Origin of the sequence: Indolivaga capnocytophagoides (assembly GCF_036511535.1) — a bacterium.
Classification (GTDB): domain Bacteria; phylum Bacteroidota; class Bacteroidia; order Bacteroidales; family Dysgonomonadaceae; genus Dysgonomonas_A; species Dysgonomonas_A capnocytophagoides.
Map to the genome: position 1 here is coordinate 1,784,602 of NZ_AP028867.1, position 19,716 is coordinate 1,804,317.

The 19,716-nt window shown below is 39.0% G+C and carries 20 protein-coding genes; 4 read left to right on the forward strand and 16 right to left on the reverse strand.

Features of this window, described 5'->3' with window-relative positions; genetic code table 11:
* Positions 1-130: 130 nt before the first annotated feature.
* The 8 genes from AABJ51_RS07310 to AABJ51_RS07345 form a co-directional block, all read right to left on the reverse strand.
* Positions 131-907, reverse strand: coding sequence for a hypothetical protein (locus tag AABJ51_RS07310; RefSeq protein ID WP_321577261.1), 777 nt, complete (start codon positions 905-907; stop codon positions 131-133).
* 8 nt (positions 908-915) lie between these two features.
* Positions 916-1,683, reverse strand: coding sequence for a hypothetical protein (locus tag AABJ51_RS07315; RefSeq protein ID WP_338375110.1), 768 nt, complete (start codon positions 1,681-1,683; stop codon positions 916-918).
* Positions 1,684-1,783: 100 nt separating this feature from the next.
* Complete coding sequence (locus AABJ51_RS07320; protein WP_338375112.1) at positions 1,784-2,551, reverse strand: hypothetical protein; 768 nt, start codon at positions 2,549-2,551, stop codon at positions 1,784-1,786.
* Between the two features lie 687 nt (positions 2,552-3,238).
* Positions 3,239-4,024, reverse strand: a complete 786-nt coding sequence (locus tag AABJ51_RS07325) for a hypothetical protein (protein WP_338375114.1) — start codon at positions 4,022-4,024, stop codon at positions 3,239-3,241.
* Between the two features lie 17 nt (positions 4,025-4,041).
* Positions 4,042-4,815 carry a hypothetical protein gene (locus AABJ51_RS07330; RefSeq protein WP_338375116.1) on the reverse strand — a complete coding sequence of 258 codons (774 nt, stop codon included), beginning with the start codon at positions 4,813-4,815 and terminating at the stop codon, positions 4,042-4,044.
* 2 nt (positions 4,816-4,817) lie between these two features.
* The gene (locus AABJ51_RS07335) at positions 4,818-5,570 is read right to left on the reverse strand and encodes a hypothetical protein (RefSeq protein WP_338375118.1); all 753 of its coding nucleotides are present in this window, start codon (positions 5,568-5,570) and stop codon (positions 4,818-4,820) included.
* Positions 5,571-6,302: 732 nt separating this feature from the next.
* Positions 6,303-7,070: a hypothetical protein gene (locus AABJ51_RS07340; protein WP_338375121.1), complete on the reverse strand. Its 768-nt coding sequence runs from the start codon at positions 7,068-7,070 to the stop codon at positions 6,303-6,305.
* Positions 7,064-7,840 (reverse strand): hypothetical protein, encoded by a 777-nt coding sequence (locus AABJ51_RS07345; protein WP_338375124.1) that lies wholly within the window; start codon positions 7,838-7,840, stop codon positions 7,064-7,066. The genes AABJ51_RS07340 and AABJ51_RS07345 overlap by 7 nt, the downstream gene beginning before the upstream one ends.
* A gap of 759 nt (positions 7,841-8,599) precedes the next feature.
* On the opposite strand from AABJ51_RS07345, the gene AABJ51_RS07350 reads away from it, so the two are divergent.
* Positions 8,600-8,977: a VOC family protein gene (locus AABJ51_RS07350; RefSeq protein ID WP_338375126.1), complete on the forward strand. Its 378-nt coding sequence runs from the start codon at positions 8,600-8,602 to the stop codon at positions 8,975-8,977.
* A 105-nt stretch (positions 8,978-9,082) separates the two neighbouring features.
* Here the strand turns inward: AABJ51_RS07350 and AABJ51_RS07355 are convergent, their stop codons facing one another.
* The 5 genes from AABJ51_RS07355 to AABJ51_RS07375 form a co-directional block, all read right to left on the reverse strand.
* On the reverse strand, positions 9,083-9,706 hold the full coding sequence (locus tag AABJ51_RS07355; RefSeq protein ID WP_321577262.1) for a sigma-70 RNA polymerase sigma factor region 4 domain-containing protein: 624 nt from the start codon (positions 9,704-9,706) through the stop codon (positions 9,083-9,085).
* A 44-nt stretch (positions 9,707-9,750) separates the two neighbouring features.
* Complete coding sequence (locus tag AABJ51_RS07360) at positions 9,751-10,284, reverse strand: DUF6633 family protein (protein ID WP_338375129.1); 534 nt, start codon at positions 10,282-10,284, stop codon at positions 9,751-9,753.
* Positions 10,268-10,954, reverse strand: coding sequence for a hypothetical protein (locus AABJ51_RS07365; RefSeq protein ID WP_338375131.1), 687 nt, complete (start codon positions 10,952-10,954; stop codon positions 10,268-10,270). Before AABJ51_RS07365 ends, AABJ51_RS07360 begins: the two co-directional genes overlap by 17 nt.
* Positions 10,955-11,004: 50 nt before the next feature.
* Positions 11,005-11,244 carry a hypothetical protein gene (locus AABJ51_RS07370; RefSeq protein ID WP_338375134.1) on the reverse strand — a complete coding sequence of 80 codons (240 nt, stop codon included), beginning with the start codon at positions 11,242-11,244 and terminating at the stop codon, positions 11,005-11,007.
* A 68-nt stretch (positions 11,245-11,312) separates the two neighbouring features.
* Positions 11,313-11,471, reverse strand: a complete 159-nt coding sequence (locus tag AABJ51_RS07375) for a hypothetical protein (RefSeq protein ID WP_321577263.1) — start codon at positions 11,469-11,471, stop codon at positions 11,313-11,315.
* A gap of 226 nt (positions 11,472-11,697) precedes the next feature.
* Here AABJ51_RS07375 and AABJ51_RS07380 point away from each other — a divergent pair, with 226 nt between their 5' ends.
* The 3 genes from AABJ51_RS07380 to AABJ51_RS07390 all read left to right on the forward strand — a co-directional run bounded on the left by AABJ51_RS07380 (position 11,698) and on the right by AABJ51_RS07390 (position 14,688).
* Entirely contained in the window at positions 11,698-12,474 is a 777-nt protein-coding gene (locus AABJ51_RS07380; RefSeq protein WP_134436440.1) for an XRE family transcriptional regulator, read from the forward strand.
* Positions 12,475-13,143: 669 nt separating this feature from the next.
* Positions 13,144-13,941, forward strand: a complete 798-nt coding sequence (locus tag AABJ51_RS07385) for a cysteine hydrolase family protein (RefSeq protein ID WP_338375138.1) — start codon at positions 13,144-13,146, stop codon at positions 13,939-13,941.
* A gap of 21 nt (positions 13,942-13,962) precedes the next feature.
* Positions 13,963-14,688 (forward strand): MBL fold metallo-hydrolase, encoded by a 726-nt coding sequence (locus AABJ51_RS07390; RefSeq protein WP_026627758.1) that lies wholly within the window; start codon positions 13,963-13,965, stop codon positions 14,686-14,688.
* Positions 14,689-14,691: 3 nt separating this feature from the next.
* Here AABJ51_RS07390 and AABJ51_RS07395 read toward each other — a convergent pair whose 3' ends face one another.
* The 3 genes from AABJ51_RS07395 to AABJ51_RS07405 all read right to left on the reverse strand — a co-directional run bounded on the left by AABJ51_RS07395 (position 14,692) and on the right by AABJ51_RS07405 (position 19,361).
* Positions 14,692-15,222, reverse strand: coding sequence for a C40 family peptidase (locus AABJ51_RS07395; RefSeq protein ID WP_338375144.1), 531 nt, complete (start codon positions 15,220-15,222; stop codon positions 14,692-14,694).
* A gap of 19 nt (positions 15,223-15,241) precedes the next feature.
* Positions 15,242-16,186: a DUF5106 domain-containing protein gene (locus AABJ51_RS07400; RefSeq protein ID WP_338375147.1), complete on the reverse strand. Its 945-nt coding sequence runs from the start codon at positions 16,184-16,186 to the stop codon at positions 15,242-15,244.
* Between the two features lie 229 nt (positions 16,187-16,415).
* Positions 16,416-19,361: a tetratricopeptide repeat protein gene (locus AABJ51_RS07405; RefSeq protein ID WP_338375149.1), complete on the reverse strand. Its 2,946-nt coding sequence runs from the start codon at positions 19,359-19,361 to the stop codon at positions 16,416-16,418.
* Between the last annotated feature and the right edge of the window lie 355 nt (positions 19,362-19,716).

The window sequence follows — 19,716 nt, forward strand, 5'->3', positions numbered from 1 at the left end:
TTCTATATGTGAAATTATTAGTCATCAACTGTACATTAAAGAGTTGTCGTGAGGGCAAATATAAGGATTGTTTTGGAATTGGCAAAAAAGAGACCGGACTAAACTTAGCTTAGTCCGGTCAGGTGTTATGCTATTCTATATATTCGATATCAAAAAATATCTGATCAACCACATTAGCACTGGTACCCCATCGCTGATCGTTATAGACCATCACCTTATCATTCGCATTGAAGGGCAGTACAGTAATAAAAGTCGGCGACAAGCCATAGTTACTATGTGCCCCTACTGCTATAAAATTAGCACTAGGAGCTCCATTTATGTATACATAAGGTATAATCACATATACATTAGCACCTGTCCGGTTCGTTCCCCAGTGTCCGCCTATAGTAACTCTGTAGTATCCTTTATACGGGACAGTTATTTCGCCCGTAGAAACATTGACCGCCCCCTCTGTAGGACTCGATATCACAGATTCGGAATATCCCTTTATCGGTTTCATAATATAAGTTGTTTCATATATCAGCGGAAATTTTCCGTTCATTGATGCAAACCATGTTCCCATCGCCGATGTCCATGATAATACTCCGTTGTTATCCGATACCAACATACGGAAACTTCTTTCCGAACCGTCGATAATCCGAAGTGCACCGGGTGTAGAACTTAAAATATCGACCCGAGCTGATGGTGTTAATGTGCCTATCCCGATACGCCCATCGCTAGTAACAACCACATCATCCGATGCCTGAAGAGCAGATACAGCTCCTGTTGCCGGATTTGCGGTCGCTGCAGACGACCTGCCATCGATATGCAATAAGGTTTTCGGGTTATCGGTATTCACACCTATCTGAGCCATACCTAACTGACTGATAATACAGCCTATGATTATAATTATAATATTCTTTTTCATCGGGTTATCTACATTTGTTTTACTAATTCTACATAGAACGAAAAGTTATCTAATCCATCGGCATACGCAGGCACTATATTAGTTGTTGTAAGGTGCAATACCGAAGAAGCTTGCAGATAAACCAACCGCGTATAACTGAAATACTGCATTCTACTAAGATTTGTATTTCCCAAAGAGTGAGGCCCCCATATCAGCACATTGTTTGCATAAATAAACAAATAACCTGCAATAAAATATCCTCCCGAATATCGGGACGGATGCATGATACTACTGCCAAAAACACTTACCCGATACATACCTTTGTAGGGAACAGTGATCTTTCCGGTTGACTGATTGACTCCGCCGACAGAATAATCGGAAACAAACGAAGCTCCATATGTTACAGCATGTGCTGTTGTGGAAGATGCTGTGGGTGTAACCGCGCCGTAAATAAGAGCACCGAACCACGAACCCTGTTTTTCGCGCCAAAGAGCAACTCCCGCCTCTCTATCCGACATCAGTACCTTTCCGACACCTTCGGTAGTATCAGATATACGCAGAGCTTTGAGAGCCGATGTTGTATTGATATGAAGTTTGTGACTGGGAGTCAAAGTTCCAACGCCAACATACCCTTCCTTTCCAACAGCAGAACTGACTACGATGTCACTTGTCCCGGTCGACGATTTGATATGTAATACACCTTGCGGCGATGATGTATTGATGCCAACCTGTGAATATAACAGGCTTAATGAGAAGGCACAAAAGAATAGTGTACCTATTATTTTTTTTGTTATCATTTTAAGTAATAGTAAATATTTAATAATACATTTCCGAGCGATAATTTGCTGCTGCAGTTATGCTTGATTAGTTAATAAATAGGTCTGAGACCTTACTTTCTTATTGAATATACTCTATGATAAAATAACACTTCTTGATGCTATTAGCTCTGTATATACTGGTTTCGCGATTGAATAATGCGATTTGATCTCCGGCGGCAAATGTATCGATAATGATAAAGGTCGGACTCAAGGGCATCAGCGTATTCTGAGAGTCTCCACCGCCTGTTATACCAACCCATTTTGCAGTTCCATTTTGTGTATACCCTACTTCTACGGCAAAGATTCCCGTCGATAAAGAACACTCCCACTCTCCTGCTATCGAAATCCTATACTTACCTGCATAGGGTACAGTTATAATACCGGCTGCCCCGTTTGCACTACCAAACAGAGGATTAGCGACAAGCCCCCACGAATATCCTTTGATTACACGATCACCTCCGGCCATAGTGGTTTGACTTGCCCATGAACCCCATAATACACCGTACCACGAACCCGAAACCGATGTATATTCGGCATATCCATTAGCATCCGAAACTAATCCTTTACCTAATGCCTGATCTCCATCTACAATTCTAAAAGCACCTATCGATGGGCTTTTGACATCCAGTTTTACCTTAGGGTTGATCAGTCCTATCCCTAAATAGCCGTCATTCGACACAACCACATCATCACTGTCATTAACAGGAGAAGTAATTGTTCCCGACGTATTCCCTTTGGCATCTACGTGAAAAACTCCTAATGCTTTTTGAGTATTTATCCCTACCTGAGCATGCAGAGCAACACCGATGGAAAATACTCCCATCAGTAATAAAAATTTCTTTTTCATTGTTGTTTATTTGAGTAAGGGTCACAGACCCGTTGTTGTTCAGGGTTACAGACCTATTTTTTATATTTGTTCTTTGATAATTATCGATAACAGAAAAAGGCAGTAAAGTGCATTCGCTGCACCCTACTGCATGATAAAACCGACTGTCGGACAAGTATATGCTTGAAGCAGATTCAGAACGACAACAAAACAACAACAAAACTGCTGCGCACAGTTTGCCCTGCCGGTTTAGATAAAAATTGATATATATTGTAAGGAAGTAATAAACTATGAAAATCCTTGCCAGAAAGTTCAGACTCAGATCATGAGACATATGTGTAACAAAGCCCGAAGCATAAAAAAATGCCCCGTCATTTTGACACAATAGAAATTTTTGATTATTTGTTACGCTAGATGCGTCTCTCTCTCTCTCTCTCTCTCTCTCTCTCTCTCTCTCTCTCTCTCTAATATTTCACACGACATAGCCAAACCTATTTTGTTAAAAAACAGATCGGTTTCGAAGTTTCTATGTGTGAAATTATTAGTCATCAACTGTACATTAAAGAGTTGTTGTGATGGCAAATATAGCGATTGTTTTGGATTTAGCAAAAAGTATGACTATCATAAAACTGTCACAAAATATCGCAAAGATCATCCCTGATGAATAATACTCTTTGATATAATGTGACATTTTAAATGATTAAACGATTAAAGAGCCAATTTCATTGCTATCAGCTTTATTGTTGCAGATAAGGTTACAGGAGGTTTTACAACAGGTAAATATCCCGGTTTAAAGTTTATACTACCATCGAGCAACTGTATATATATCTGTAGGCTTACATCATCTGTAAAATTATAAAAATCAGTCTGGGTTAAATAAAATTCAGCCCTGATCTTTTCGGTAAAATCCTGTTTCGGCCCACCAACGTAATTACCATTTAACTTAACGGCAAAATATGCCTCACTACCAGTAGGAGCATCAATCTGTCCGGTAATAAACAACAGGTATTTTCCCTTAGGAAGGATCAAAGCCTGAGTCGTTGCTGCAGCCCCATCAATACTTGCTGAGTATTCCATTGCAGATGCAGAAGATGCCTCGAATTGCTTGAAAGCATTGGTAAAACCGAATCCTGTGTGAGTTAGCTTATATATTGCAAATTCATTACCATAAGTATATTGAGCCCATCTTCCAAAACCATTGGCATCAGATGTCAATATACGTCCTGACTCCTGACTTCCATCATCCAGAATAAAACCTTGTTCGGACGAAAGAGCTTTTGTATGAAACCTGGCTTGTGGCAATGTGCCCACTCCCACATATCCTTCTTTTGTTATGACGATATCGTTACTTAACTGCGATGAGGTTGGCGATGTACCATTATCACCTAGCGCATCAATATGAAATATACCCGATACATTGGATGTGTTAATTCCAACCTGAGCATTTACATTGTTTACTATATAAAATATAAATATTAAAAATATGAATCTCATATGCTACTTTTATTATGTTATGCAACTTTCAGAAAAGTTATTTGATAATACATCGAAAATATACCATTGACAAATCCACTGGTCTGACTCCAGAAAACATTGCGTCCATCATACCCCTGTACTCTGAAATAAATGGTAGTATCTTCTTCTATATCCCAGAAATCGGAAGTTGAATTCAGATAACTTCGATAATTAAAGGATGTAAGTAAATAACCGGTAGGAGTCGACAGATTAGTACCATAAACTTGCAGCTTCAAATATTCCCATCCATTCAAATCCCCATAAAAAGAAATAATGTATTTTCCTTTTGGAACCAATAGCGTTGAGCTTGCAGTATTAGCGACAAAACCGGGAAGATCCCCGTTGACAGTAGTAATCCCTGTAAATTTAGACAACGAAGTTGACAGATAAAATGCAGTATTCGAGATCTTCCAGATCAGACTGGCTCCCATTTCGGGCAAAACTTTCCATGTTCCATAACCATTAGCATCAGACATTAAAATATAATTTGGCTGAGCCTTTCCGTCATCTAACCGAAATGAGGGAACAGGTGTTCCGGATTCATATTTAATATCCAATTTTGCAGAAGGTACAGTTAACCCGATGCCAATATTACCCGACTGATCTATAACAACATCATCTGTTGTATTACTAATACCCGAAGTGTCTGAGTTACCATCAATATGAAGTACCTGCTGAGGTAATTTTGTTCCTATTCCAACCTGAGAGTTCATTTGTAATGTACCTACAGAAAATATAAATAAAAGAAGATAAAATTGTTGTCTCTTCATTTTTATGATAGTTTTAAGAAAGTTAGTTTAAACCAATAATTATAATTACCGGCAGCCATTTGCCCTTGCACAATACTTCCCTGAGGAAATATTGAATATACTTTTAATGAAATCTTAGTGGTGGCAGTCAACTGAAATGTGTTTGTTCCGGATGCATAATGAATCATATTATACTGTAATGAAGTCGTTCCATATACTAAAAACATTGACAAAAAATATTCCTGACCAGGAACGTCTCCATTGATATAGCAGATATATTTACCGGCAGGCAGAGTTATCCCATCTACAGCAGGCACAATAGCAGATACATTTACATTATAGGTTTCTGTTATGACATTAGCCAAAGTATTAGCCTGTAATATAGCATTAGGAGAAACACTTCCACTAGGATTAACTATTTTCCATGTGATAATGCCAAATTTCACAGAAGGATCATTCCATGCAGCAGTCCCCAAAGCATCGGTAGCCATAAGCAGACTTTTTTTTGCTTGACTACCATCATTAAGCCTGAAGCCTTTGCCGACAACATCTGTCTTGATATGAACTTTAGCCAAAGGTGTTGCTCCGGCACCAATACTCAATCTCCCAGTATTAGATACAATCACATCATCTTCGATATTTGTTGCACCCGAAGTATCTTTCTTCGGATCGACGTGGAAAATACCTTGAGGTGTATCTGTATAAATTCCAATCTGAGCATGCAGAGCAACACCGATGGAAAATACTCCCATCAGTAATAAAATTTTCTTTTTCATTGTTGTTTATTTGAGTAAGGGTCACAGACCCGTTGTTGTTTAGGGTTGCAGACCCATTTATTATGTTTGTTCTTAGATAATTAGTGATAATACACAAAAGCAGTAAAGTGCATTCGCTGCACCCTACTGCATGATAAAACCGACTGTCGGACAAGTATATGCTTGAAGCAGATTCAGAACGACAACAAAACAACAATAAAACTGCTGTGCACAGTTCGTCCTGCCGATTTAGATAAAAATTGATATATATTGTAAGGAAGTAATAAACTATGAAAATCCTTGCCAGAAAGTTCAGGCTCAGATCATGAGACATATGTGTAACAAAACCCGAAGCATAAAAAAACGCTCCGTCATTTTGACACAATAGAAATTTTTGTTTGATTATTACGCTAGATGCGTCTCTCTCTCTCTCTCTCTCTCTCTCTCTCTCTCTAATATTCCACACAACATAGCCAAACCTATTTTGTTAAAAAACAGATCGGTTTCGAAGTTTCTATGTGTGAAATTATTAGTCATCAACTATACATTAAAGAGTTGTTATGATGGCAAATATAGCGATTGTTTTGGATTTGGCAAAAACTTTATAAAGCTTACATCTTAAAATTAGACAGTCTGGTTAAACGAATAAAAAACGGAAAGAGCAAATTAGAATTGCTGCTTTCCGTTTTTTTGACAATCTCCCCTCTCATTATATCCGAAGATAAAAGAGATAGAAGAAATATTATCATACCTTTATTCCCAACGTATGGCTTCTAGAACATTAGTTCCAACAGCAGGTTCATAAGATACTAAATTGTTCAATGTAGTTGTATTATAATAAGTCCAGACATATAAAGTTTGGGATGTTGATGTAACTGTATGAACTAACATGTTCTGAGATGAAGAGAAGCTGCTATTAGCTAACACTTCTGAAATAACCCATGAACCGGATATAATATCAGATGCACCTATATAACTCCCGACATTAACAGTCGATAAATACATATTAATAAATCCATGACCTCCTATATTTTGAAAGGACCATGTAGTGGCATATTTAATAAGCCATGAACCCTTGGGTAATGTTATAGATTTACCCATATATTGAGGGAGATTTGGGGGTGGAGTCATCCCCACAAGATCAATCGGTTTAATCCAATAGCAAGTGTTTTCCACATCTCCCCAATAGACAAATTGTCCGGCACCATTATAAAGTAGTGCCTTACCTTTAATTTGATTTCCATCATCAAGAATAAAACTGCCTTCTATATGTATTTTAGCTGCAGGAGAGTTGGTTCCCAACCCTACTCTTCCATTACTATCTACAGCCACATCGTCAATATATCTATTGCCCCCTCCTTGATTATTATTTTTAGTATCTATATGAAAAATACCATTCGGGCTTAAAGTATTTATACCTACCTGTGCCAGTAATTGCAGAGGCTTAAAAATACATATCACTCCAATTAGTAAGAGTGTAAATAGACGGAGGATTTTATATATAATATTCTTTTTTACCATTTTATAGCTTCTAATACATTAGACTGTGGAGCTGGATTATATGCCGTAATTTCACCACCGACTCCAAGGTCGGTACCGTTATAATATGCCCATAAATACAAAGTTTCTGAAACTGCAGTTACTTCTCGTATTATAGATATTTGAGATGATGAATAACGTTGTCCGGCCGAGAGCGGTTTAATTGTCCATGAACCCGGCACAACATTCATACTAGTACTAGATGTCGAAAGAAAAGCATCAATATATAACGTGCCTGCGGGCGCTATATTAAGACTCCATGTGAGGTTATATCGTAGTATCCAGATTCCTTTAGGAATTGTAATTGATTTTCCTTTATATATCGGTTGAGCAGGAGTACCACCACCGTAAAAATAAACCTTTATCCCTGTAGGATCATCGCCTAATACTTGTGTTACCTGTGTCCCTAACTGCCACGATGCCAGCCCTGTATTATCTTGACATGTAAGCACTTTTCGATCACCTTCCGAACCATCTTTCAGTATAAATCCATTAGTACCTGATGGGGCTACAATATGCAATTTTGCGTTGGGGTTTACTGTACCTATTCCCATGTTACCTGTAGAACTATCGATGTATACATCGTTTGCAGCTTGGGTAGCTGTTAGAGCAGTAGTTAAATCCTGAGGATTATCGCCTCCCGCATCAATATGGAATACTCCTCTGGGATAATTGGTATTGACACCAATCTGAGCTTGTAATGATGAAACTATGTACATAAAGCATAGCATCCATAAAATCTTCTTTTTCATTGTCATTCTTAAATTTGTTAGGGTCAAAGACCATTTGTTGTTCATATTTATAGGGGCATATCGAATACGCCTTATTAGCAATATATTAAATCGGACATTGGGCATATGCAATATGCAACTATGGATAGGATGTGTATCGTTGCCTGAAAGAAACACCGAGATGCAATCGCTGCACCCCGATGCATATAATAGTTGGCTTAACGGCAATGCGTTATATTGTCCGACATTTGAACGACAACAAAACAACAGACTTACCCGACACAGCTTGCCGAGCCAACTTATTTTGAATTTGGTATATATTTTGAAGTAATGACAAGTTATAAAAACCCCGAAAACCCTTGCCTGGAGGTTCAGACTCAGATCATGAGGCATATGTATGACAAAACCCGAAGCATAAAAAAACGCTCCGTCATTTTGACACAATAGAAATTTTTGTTTGATTATTACGCTAGATGCGTCTCTCTCTCTCTCTCTCTCTCTCTCTCTCTCTCTCTCTCTAATATTCCACACAACATAACCAAACCTATTTTGTTAAAAAACAGATCGGTTTCGAAGTTTCTATGTGTGAAATCATTGGTCATCAACTGTACATTAAAGAGTTGTTGTGAGGGCAAATATAAGGATTGTTTTTTATTTAACAAACAATATTAGAAATGAGGAAATGTTTATTTCCGGTACACATATTAAAAGATAAACTGCTATTTTTGCAAATAAAGCTCTTAGGCTTGTCTATAAATAAGTAACAGTAAATATTGAATTATGGAAATAAAAGCAAAATTCGACCATTTTAATATAAATGTAACCAACCTCGAGCGTAGTATCGAATTTTACGATAAAGCTTTGGGCTTGAAAGAAGCTCGCCGCAAAGAAGCGGCAGACGGATCATTCATTCTTGTGTACTTATCGGACGGAGTAAGCCCGTTTCTGCTTGAACTGACATGGCTCCGTGACCACACCGAAGCTTACGAACTGGGCGAAAACGAAAGCCACCTCTGCTTTCGTGTAGCAGGCGACTATGACGAAATACGCAAATATCATAAAGAGATGAATTGTGTATGTTTCGAAAATCATTCGATGGGATTATACTTTATCAACGACCCCGACGATTATTGGATAGAGGTACTGCCTGCGAAGTAAGGAGATTTTCCAATGAAATATTAGATCAAAAACCACGACCGAAGTTTCCTGTCGTGGTTTTCGATTTTAACAGCGCTATAAGTCATTTATTTATTAGCCTCGCCCCTACCACTCGCAACACCTCAAAGTCTGACGGCGACGACAACGAAATCCGTCATGACGCTGAACATCCCTTCTGATCTTCGAAATAATTTCGGAGATAGATGTGACCGATATTTTGGTGATCTGCGACAGCTGTACATAATTTATAGCAGGCTTAAGCCGAATGTACATTTTAAATAATTCGAATTGCTGCACAGGATACTTACGATACACATAATCGAATATATCGTATTCGAGCGACAATTTATATTCGATCAGCTCTTCTTCCGCCCCCGTGTTATCCATCCGGTCTTCCAGCCCCAGCGGAGTTGTCCGGCTTTGCTGTTCGGCAAATACCTGCTGCATAAAGTTGGTGAAAAAAGCCCGATGAAAGTAAGCCTTATAATCGGCAATATCCAACCCGCCAAAACGGATCTTATCATACATCCGCATAAAGGTATCATTCAATACATCTTCGTCATAAGTAGACTTATTCATCAATTCCGTCTTCAAGCGTTCATACCAATCTCCAAACCACAGGGCAAAACGCTGAGCCTTAGCTTCATTTTCAGGAGAAACTTCCGTTCCCTCTTTTATTTTTACATATTTTTTGCCTGTATTTCCCGATCCGCTGTTTCCTAATTTCATAATCGTTTGTGTTTTGTTATAGATAAATTAAAAAATTCTGACCATTACGCTGCATTACGCTCTGCTTTGAGGCGCTCATATTCGGCACGGGTTACGGCTGTGCGAGCCCACTCTTCCTGTTGAAGATCTGCTTCGTTCCTTTTGGCCTGTTGCTCGTACATCTTTATCTCACGCCCCCGGTCTTCGGCAAAACTTTTGAGCGAAGCCGTTATTTTAAGAGGATCTACAGCGCCGTAAAAATATCCGTAATGCCCCGTTTTCAGACGATGAAAAAACAACAATAACTCGGTAACTTTAAAGTAATAATACTCCACTTCGATAATACCTGCAATCTGCTCCATCTGGTCGAGAGACATCTTAACGGCAGTTCCTGCAAAATCATTGATATCATCGAGCTGAGCCATAATCCATGTGGTAACAACCTCACTGTTATATACCGATCTCATTACAGCCAACGAAGGAGCAGTTCCCATGAAAGCCCTTGCAGGATATGCAGCAGCCTGTTTCTGACGGTCTTTATTGAATGTTACCAAAAAGTCGGCAGCCGTTCCGTACCTCTGTCTAACCTCTGATATCACATTCTGCAGCTGCACGGACAGCCCGTTCGACAATTTCGGCTTTTCGTCGGGCCGAGTCATTAATTCGTTGATTATCTTTAGTGATTTTTTGTCCATAATCTGTATTCTTTTTTACGTTTCTTTCCCACGTCCTAATGGCTGCGCGCCAATCCTTCATTCTGCCTTTGCCTACACACCACCCCTTCGATTGATAATAATCGAAAAACTGAGTCGCATTGATACCGTTTACCCTAGCCAGACAATACTCTTCAATCTCGGTAACCGATGGAATGACAAAAACGACGTGCCGTTCGTTATAGTTATTATTTCTAATCTTGTCTATATCTAATGATGTTTCTGCTTTTTGGTCAGAAAAGGGTTGGGAAAAGGTAGGGGAAAACTGGTCTGTCTGAATACCTTTTATTTCGTACTGATATACTTTCCCTCTTCCGTGCGAGCCCTTAAAATCTATCAGGCCAGCCTTTTGAAGATTAAGTTTTGCTGTATCGAAAGCTTGCTTCCCCCAATTGAATTTTACAGCTGTTATGGAGTTAGATAGTCCAAACGGATTTTTCCAACCAATCGAGTTGCAGGTTTTCAAAAGATAAAAGTAGAGAGCGATCTCCTTATCGGAAAAAGCATACTCAATGTCTTTCTGCCAAAAATCATTTATCAGTTCTATATAAGTCATCCCCTATCTTAATAAGTCAAAAAAAATATTCAATTACTGTATTTTACTCCTTAGGCATATTGCCCGTATTCTATTTGCTCTATAAGATCCATAGTATGTTTTTTATTCTTCAGGCGGTCGATAATCAGACCGGCATCGGGATGATCGGCTCTCACTTGTACAATAGTATTTTTATCAATACGGATCGAACGCAAAGGGCGTCGGCACTTATTGATCCGGACTAATAATTTACGGGCTTTGCGGATTTCTCGCTGTTGGTCAAAAGTTGTGTAGTCTCGTTTTGTTTTCATGATTCGTTTTGTTTTGTGTGAAAATAAATAGTTTCGTTTGTTTTGTGTGTCAGAATGGAGAGCCTGTCTTAACCTGCCTGCCTAAAATATTCGGCATACCGTTCAAACAGTTCTTTATCTTCGTGATAACGTTCTATGGCTCGCTCTTCAGCATAGTTATAAGAATCATCAACCATAGTTTCGTCTCTTTCGAAAGCTGCATTCCAAAGTATTTCTTCTGTAGTCATATAATATATATTTATTCGGTTTTTCGTTCAATAAAATCACACCAGTGTATTCGATTTGCCGATATTTTTATCTTTACGGCTTGTTTTTCAATTTATTTCCCTATATTTGCAATATTATGTTCATTTTTACAATACAAATATATTCGAAAAACCGAACATAAACAAATATAAGCATATCAAATATTCGACAAATCGAATATTTAGAAATATATCTAAATAACAGGTCATGAAAGAGTCTATAAATAACCGTATTAAGCAAATAGTAGATCAAAGCGGCAAGTCTGTAAGAGCTTATGCCGAATTTGCAGGAATAGCACAAACTACTCTTAATGATTGCATTAAAGGCACAACAGAGCCTAAATTCGGGCTTATCGACCGAATAATGACCGCCGAACCGAACATAAACCCCGACTGGCTTCTTACAGGCAACGGCAGCATTTACCGCAGCAACGAATCTGAAAGAACCAAATTCAAGAATCCCTCGTCTACAGAAGATCAGGAACCGTATTTCGTGAATAATTCGGGTGTAAAATATTTCGAACTACCCAACGGACGTTTCCGCATGCGTGTACCAATGATACCGGTAAAGGCATACGCGAAATACATAGACGAATGCCGTGACGCCGAATTCGCACAAAATATGGAAGAAGTCGAATTTATTGTCGATAAGATCGGATTGGGACGTTACTTTGCTTTCGAAATAAAAGGCGACAGCATGGACGACGGATCAAAACGAAGCCTCAGCGACAAAGACATTGTACTAGCCCGTGAACTTTCGCCCGAATATTGGCGCAACAAGCTTCACAACGACGAATACCCTTTCTGGATAATCACTCTCGACACAACTATCGTCTGCAAACAAATAGTAGAACAGGATTTAGACCGATGCGAAATAACCTGCCATTCGCTCAACCCTTCGCCCGAATATGCCGATTTCAGCATTAGCCTGAATGATGTCCGCCAGTTGTGCAACATCGTAGCACGGCAATCGAATCAGTTTTGATCTGAATTTCCATACAGCTACCATTAATTTTTTAACCATCTTATCACCACATCAATAAGACAAAGACACCTACTCACACGAGCAGGTGCCTTCTGATAAGGATTTTTAATTCAATTATCGGATGAAATCAAAACAACAAAAGATTTCAAACAAACAACAACCCTATTATATAAATTTCATCTATAAATCATAGACATCTGTTTATCACCACATTTAAACAATACCGACCTATAAAACCGAGTGCAAAGATAGAATATTAGAAACAATATGTTATTTTTACACAATGAACGACTAATCTTTTAAAGATATTTAAATGGCAAAAAACACTCAATAGTTAATTTATTTTAATGAAAAATTCAAAAAAAAAAAAACGATGAACGACTAATCCTCCTATAATAATATTATGATTATGTTATGATTTCAGAGGAGAAGCAAAAAAGGAATAAAGCCATTTATAAATGGTCTGTACCCCCTAAGAAACAAGCCATCTCAACAGCAATGTTAAGATAAACAGACAACAACATTCAAAATAAAACATTTTCTATTTTTATCTGTTATTAAAATAGAAAGCACTAATTTTGACAAGAGATAAAACACCGCACTAGCTAACAGGAATTGATATTTATATCATAAATATATAAGTACTTCATTCGAACTAATTATACAATAATGAGAAAAAGCACGGCAGCACTGGGAATCGATATTCAGAACGATTTTACACGACCTAATGGTAAACTATATGTTCCGGGATCAGAAAATGATATATGGAGAATATATGCATTTATTGAAGAATGCGGCCGCTATATCGATCATATTGCTCTCAGTATGGACTCTCACCAGCCTATACACATCGCCAGCCAGATTTACTGGAAAGACAAAGAAGGTTATCCCCCGGCAGAATTTACAACCATAACAGCCGAATCAGTGGAAAAAGGTAAATGGTACCCTCAATTCAACCAACCGCTGGCATTGGATTACCTTAAAGATCTGGAAGCTACAGGACAATCATGCACCATCTGGCCTATACACTGCGTACAAGGCAGTTGGGGATGGGCTCTCAACGAATCATTTTATAAAGCACTCCACGCCTGGTCGGTATTATATAACAGACAGTACGAACTCTTTTTCAAGGGGAACCATCAGGCAACCGAACATTACAGCATATTCAAAGCTGCGGTAGAAATACCCGATGCACCCGAAACAAAGTTAAACACTCAGTTGTTAGATATACTGAACTCTTACGAAAGGATACTGGTGATGGGCGAAGCTGCCGACTTTTGTGTTGTCAATTCGCTGCACGACATGATCGTGGCACGCCCCGAAATGATCGACCGTATAATTGTCCTCACCGACTGCATGTCGTGGATCGACCCCAATAACCACAGGGCAATGGCATTATACGACGAAGCGCAGAATCTGGGTGTACGATTTATGACTTCAGTTGAGTTCAAGAAAAACGAATTGTAATATCTGTAACTTTTTTGCGTTATGAGGCTTACCTATATCTATCATAGCTGCTATACTATCGAAGCAGCCAATTTTACGATTATCATCGATTATTATAAAGATTCCATCAATGATCATCAGGGAGTTATACACGACCGTATCCTCCACCGTCCATATCCCCTATACGTGTTATCGACTCACGGACATCACGACCACTTCAACCCCGAAATACTTACTTGGAAGGAGTTGCGGAGCGATATTCGCTATATCTTTTCCGAAGACATCAGGTCAGTGATCAAACAGCCTTCGGAGGATATTACTTTCATAGCCAAAGACGGAGAGTACAAAGATGAACTACTGACTATCAACGCTTACGGATCAACCGATTTGGGTGTATCTTTCAAGATAACACGGGGAGACAATGTGCTTTTCCATGCCGGCGATCTCAACAACTGGCATTGGAACGAAGAGTCTACCGAAGATGAAATAAAAGAGGCAGAAGCGTTTTACGAACGCGAATTAAATCATGTAGCAGCCACCACTCCAGCGGTCGGACTGGCAATGTTTCCGGTAGATCCGAGACTCGGCAAAGACTACATGAAAGGAGCAGAACAATTTTTATCGAAGATAGAAACCGCCCTCATTGCCCCCATGCATTTCGACACGGCTTACGAAAAAGCCGCTCAGATAGAAGATATCGCAAAAAAATACGGGACCAGTGCTTTTATTCCTCAGCGCAGAGGCGAAATGTATAAAGGCGAAGTATAAAACCTATTTTACACGTCCTCCTTTTTGCCATGTCCGCTTATAATAATCTTCATCCAGAGAACTCACAATAACACCTTTGGATGTAGAAGCATGGATAAACAGTCCGTCCTTGAGAAAAATACCCACATGATCGATCTTCTTCGATTTGGCGGCGGTACGGAAGAACACCAGATCTCCTGTTTTCAGTTTGTGTTTACCTACTTTGTGTACGTTATTCTTAGCCTGTCCGTCGGATGAGCGATCTAGTTGCCGCCCGTAAACTTTGCGAAAAACTTCTCCGACAAACCCCGAACAATCCGTTCCCGATTTTGTATTGCCTCCATATCGGTAAGGCACACCCATCCAATAAGAAACCTCGACATATAAGGGCATATTCACGTCGTCGTTTCTGATCGGCACGTTCAGTTTTCGCGATAATCCGGCTACATCTTCGGGGTTATACAGCACTTTATTACTCCCGCACGAAGCGAGCAGCAGCACTAAAACCGGAAGAAGGAAAAATCGTAAATTCTGATATTTTGTATATACAATCATAGGATATGAATCTTAGTAACTAGTAATCCGTAAGCGGAGGTAAAGACATCGCCTGCTCCATCAAGTAATTCTCGACGGTGCCGATATTACTGTCTTTCAGAATCACCCGCTTATCTTTATCCAGCAGATAAATCGTTGGAAATCCCTGTATGTCATATATCCTCTCAAACCAAACTTTCTTTGCAGGATCATAGCCATTGATCCATTCGGATGGCAGTTTATCCTGAGATGCTTTCCACTCGTCAACCGGAGCTTCCGGAGCAAAAGCTAAAAGTTTGAGATCACCCGACTCGAGCCAGTTACCTATCACCTCCGAATTCCGGATCTGTTTTTCGGCAGCTTCACACGCATGACAGCCGGGACTGTAAAACATCAGCAGTGTAAAATCCGCTTGTATATTATACAACGAATCAGTACGATTTTCTGTATTCACGTATACTATATCAGCAGCAATAGTCCCTACTCTGTTCTTTTTCGCCATAGATAAGTTCATGACATAACGGCTGCTGTCTTCGTCAGAAAGATCATCCGACGAAAGCAGATCCTCAAGTACTATAATCAGGTATTCGTCGTTACGGTACGGTGATACGGTATTCCCTAGCAGATCATTCAATGTATTGGCAATATATTTATACACCTCATCATTTGCCTTCGATTTTTTCAACAAATCGGTTATGCATGATTGTGCAATGTCTGCCGGCACTTTATCGAGCAAACCTATATAATTGGAAATAATAGGAATAGCTAACTCCGGGTTTTTAGTATTCTCGGCATTGGCAAAGTTAAATTTGTCCCAGTAATGAGTCACCGTCCATACATTACGATCAACCTCATCGGTTAGATCTGACGGAGCAGACAACACTGCGAATTTAGGGTATGGCAGTTTCATCTGCACCTGAGCATCAATACCATACACAGAAACGGCAAAACATAGTGCTGAGAAATATATTTTTATTTTATTCATATCTTATGCTGATAATAAGTAATGTATATCAATTCGTTTACCAAACTGCCTGTAACCTCGTTTACGGATAAACAAGTAGGTCTGAGACCTTACTTTTCCAAAAGTAAGCATTTTTTGTTTAATCTGTTTAAACCCGACAATATGCAGAACCGGATAAAAGAGTGATGCGGAATTATTCGTCATGAATAATTCCGCATCAACAAAGGTTTATTTATAAAGGCACATTCTTTTACTCTTCCAGATTATCGTTCTGATCATTATTCACTTTCATCAACTTCGAAATGATATCGAGTTGTTTCTGTGCCTTTTCGATCAACCGTTCGTTATTCGGTTCGAGGGACATTACTTTAATAAAATCGTTAATGCCATTCTGATATTGCTCTGTTATTTTATTCGAAAGTCCTCTATTAAAATAGGCTTTCGTATAATTCGGATTTATCTCTATCGCCTTGTTATAGTCTTCTATTGCCACAGTATGCTTATTATGATTATAGAAGATATTACCTCTGTTGAAATAAGCCTCGGCTAGCATAGGGTTCAGATTTACGGCTTCGGTATAATCTTTAATCGCCGCTTCGAATTCGTGCAGATTGGTTTTGGTATTTCCTCTGTGCAGAAAAACCTCTCCGTTCCGATTATCCACCTGTATAGATTTGTCGAATTGGATTATAGCATCTTCATATTTTTTGATTGATGCACATGCCTGTCCATACCTCAGATAAGCCTGAGCATTGTTTGACAGATACTGAGATATGCTCTCAAAATTAGCTATAGCTTCTTCGTAATTATCCAATTCAAAGTTGGCAGTTGCTATATTCAATATAGTATTAGTATCGAAATCGACTTTTCCTTTCAGATTATCATAATCAGCAAGCGCACTTTCATACCTGCCCGTTCTAAAGAAAGCATCTGCCCTATAACGGAATACATCGTCATTGGCAGCATCAGCGTCCACCACTTTGGTAAAGTCGGCTATTGCATCTTCGTATTTGTCGAGCATGTACAGCGATATACCTCTCAAGGTGTATGCTCCGTTATTATGAGGCTCTGCCGCTATCACCGTATTCAGGTAATCTATCGCAGTATCATATTCTCCGATATTGAAATACACCGATGCCAGATTATACACAGGCACGCTGTCGGCTTCGAGTTCATTAGCCTTATTGTAGTCAGATACGGCATCCTCAGGCTTATCGAGAGAGAGGTAAGCATTACCTCTTTCTATATATATCGAAGCATTATACGGATCGAGACTTATACTCTGATTAAAATCAGACAACGCTTTTTCAGCCTCGCCCCGTTGCAGCAGGATGGACCCTCTGAAACTGTACACTTGCGAATTATCAGGATCGAGACGCAGTACGGTATTGAAGTTATCCAAAGCTCTGTCGTACTCCTTCAGATTGAAATAGACCATTCCTCGCTGTAGTATCGCCTGTGAATGGTCGGGATCAATAATCAGCGTGGCATTAAAATCGGATATCGCTTTCTCGGTCTCTCCGATATGTGCATATGCTACTCCTCTATTGTAATGGGCTTCGAGGTCATTGGGATTGAAACGCAGTGTAGTATCAAAATCTTCTATTGCCTTTTTGAGATCATTAATAGCCATATATGCCAATCCGCGACCGAGATACGCTTTGATATTATTCGGCTTGATACGCAAGGTAGCATCATAGTTTTCGATTGCTTCCTTGTGCATACCCTTTCCGCTGTATATAAGTCCCCTGTTGAAATATGTTTTGGCATCATAGGGATTCATTTTCAGCACAGCATCATAGTCAGCCAGAGCCTTATCATTAACCCCTGTGTGAAAATAGGCATTAGCTCTGTTATAATAGGCATACGTATATTCCGGATCTATTTCTATTGCTTTGGTGTAGTCGTCTATCGCTTTAGCCGTTAATCCCATATTGCTGTAAGCTGTACCTCGGCTGTAGTAAGTAAGGGCATCGCTGAGATTGTATTTAATAGCAGCATTATAGTTTTCTATTGCTTTATCATAATCTCCTTTTTCGTTATAGGCTATTCCTCTATTAAAGTATGCTTCGGCATAGACGGGATTTATCCTGATCGCTTGAGAATAATTATCTATAGCATTGTCATTCATCCCTTTATTACTATATGCGGTACCTCTGTTGTAATATGCTTCGGCATATTCGGGATTCAGTATGATGGCTTTATCATAGTCTTCTATTGCCTTATCATATTTTTGCAGACTGATATATACCCCTCCTCTGTTGTTATAAACCTGCGGCTGATTGGGATTGATATTTACCAGCTTAGTATACATGTCTATAGCTTTGGTTTTATCTTCACCGTTGTGATACGCCTGAGCCAGATAGAAGTACGCCTGATAGAGTAATGTGCTTTTCGTTTCTTTTTCAATCACATTATCCTGCTCTATTTTAGACACCTGCTCTTCGAGTGCGGATATCTTAGAGATGCTATCAGGTTTATTCAGAGCATTTTGTATATCGAAATTATAGGTTGATGTACGCGCATCTTCCTTTATATTCTCTCCTATCTTTTCCACTTTCGAAAGAGTTGTCTCCACTTTATCAAGAGCATCCTCAATTTCTTGGCGTTTATTGTCTATTTCTTCTGTCTTGGCATCTATCTCATTCTTTCGGGCATCTATCTCCTGCTTATGCGTATCTATCTGTTTTTTAGCGACATCTATTTCGTCATTCTTTATAGCAATCTGATAGAGTGTATCCTCGACCGACTTCATGCGGTCTTTGAGTTCGATAAATACCAGAAACAAAAAGATAATCGTCATCAGCACAAGTATAGCCGCCCAAACAAACAGCAGATTGATGGTATTGTCTGCCGTCTTCACCAGATTATCGGTGTATTCGGTCAACTTTGCAGTAGCCTGATTTATAATGATATCCTCGGCCCGTTGAGCTTTTCGGGTCTTTTCATTATTGATACTGTCTATATATTGGCGTCCCATCTGATCGGTAGCCACAATATACTGCGAGAGATTGCTTTCCTGGAGTATGCCGAGCAGTTCGCGGGTTTCTTTGTTATTGACTTCGGCTCTTTCTACCAATCGTTTGGTATTGAGATAACTTATACCTCCTGTAACTATTGTAAGAACAATAAGAATGCAGGAAAACCAACCGAAATTGATAAAACGTGCTTTTTTACTTGAATTTTCGCTAGCCATGATATAGCTTTTTGTAATATGTTTATATTGATTCATTTAAGGTCGAAGACCTATTTATTATAATACATAAATGCACAATTACATTACGGGTATAACAAGAGGAAATTTTTGCAAATTAAGCTGTACAGAAAAAAACATGGCTTGATAATTCGTACTATCCCTGATTTCTTTATGTGTTGTTTTTATAAAATGCCGAGCATTTACCGTCTTATCCCCACTAACGATGACAAAAATAAGAAAAAATTTAACAATTATAGTTTTTTAGTCTTAAAAAAGCGGTTTATATGCTATTATGGCTTATTTTTGCTTTTAAGGGTTTGGAGCGTTTAACGCATTACAGCACCCTTGTGAGGTT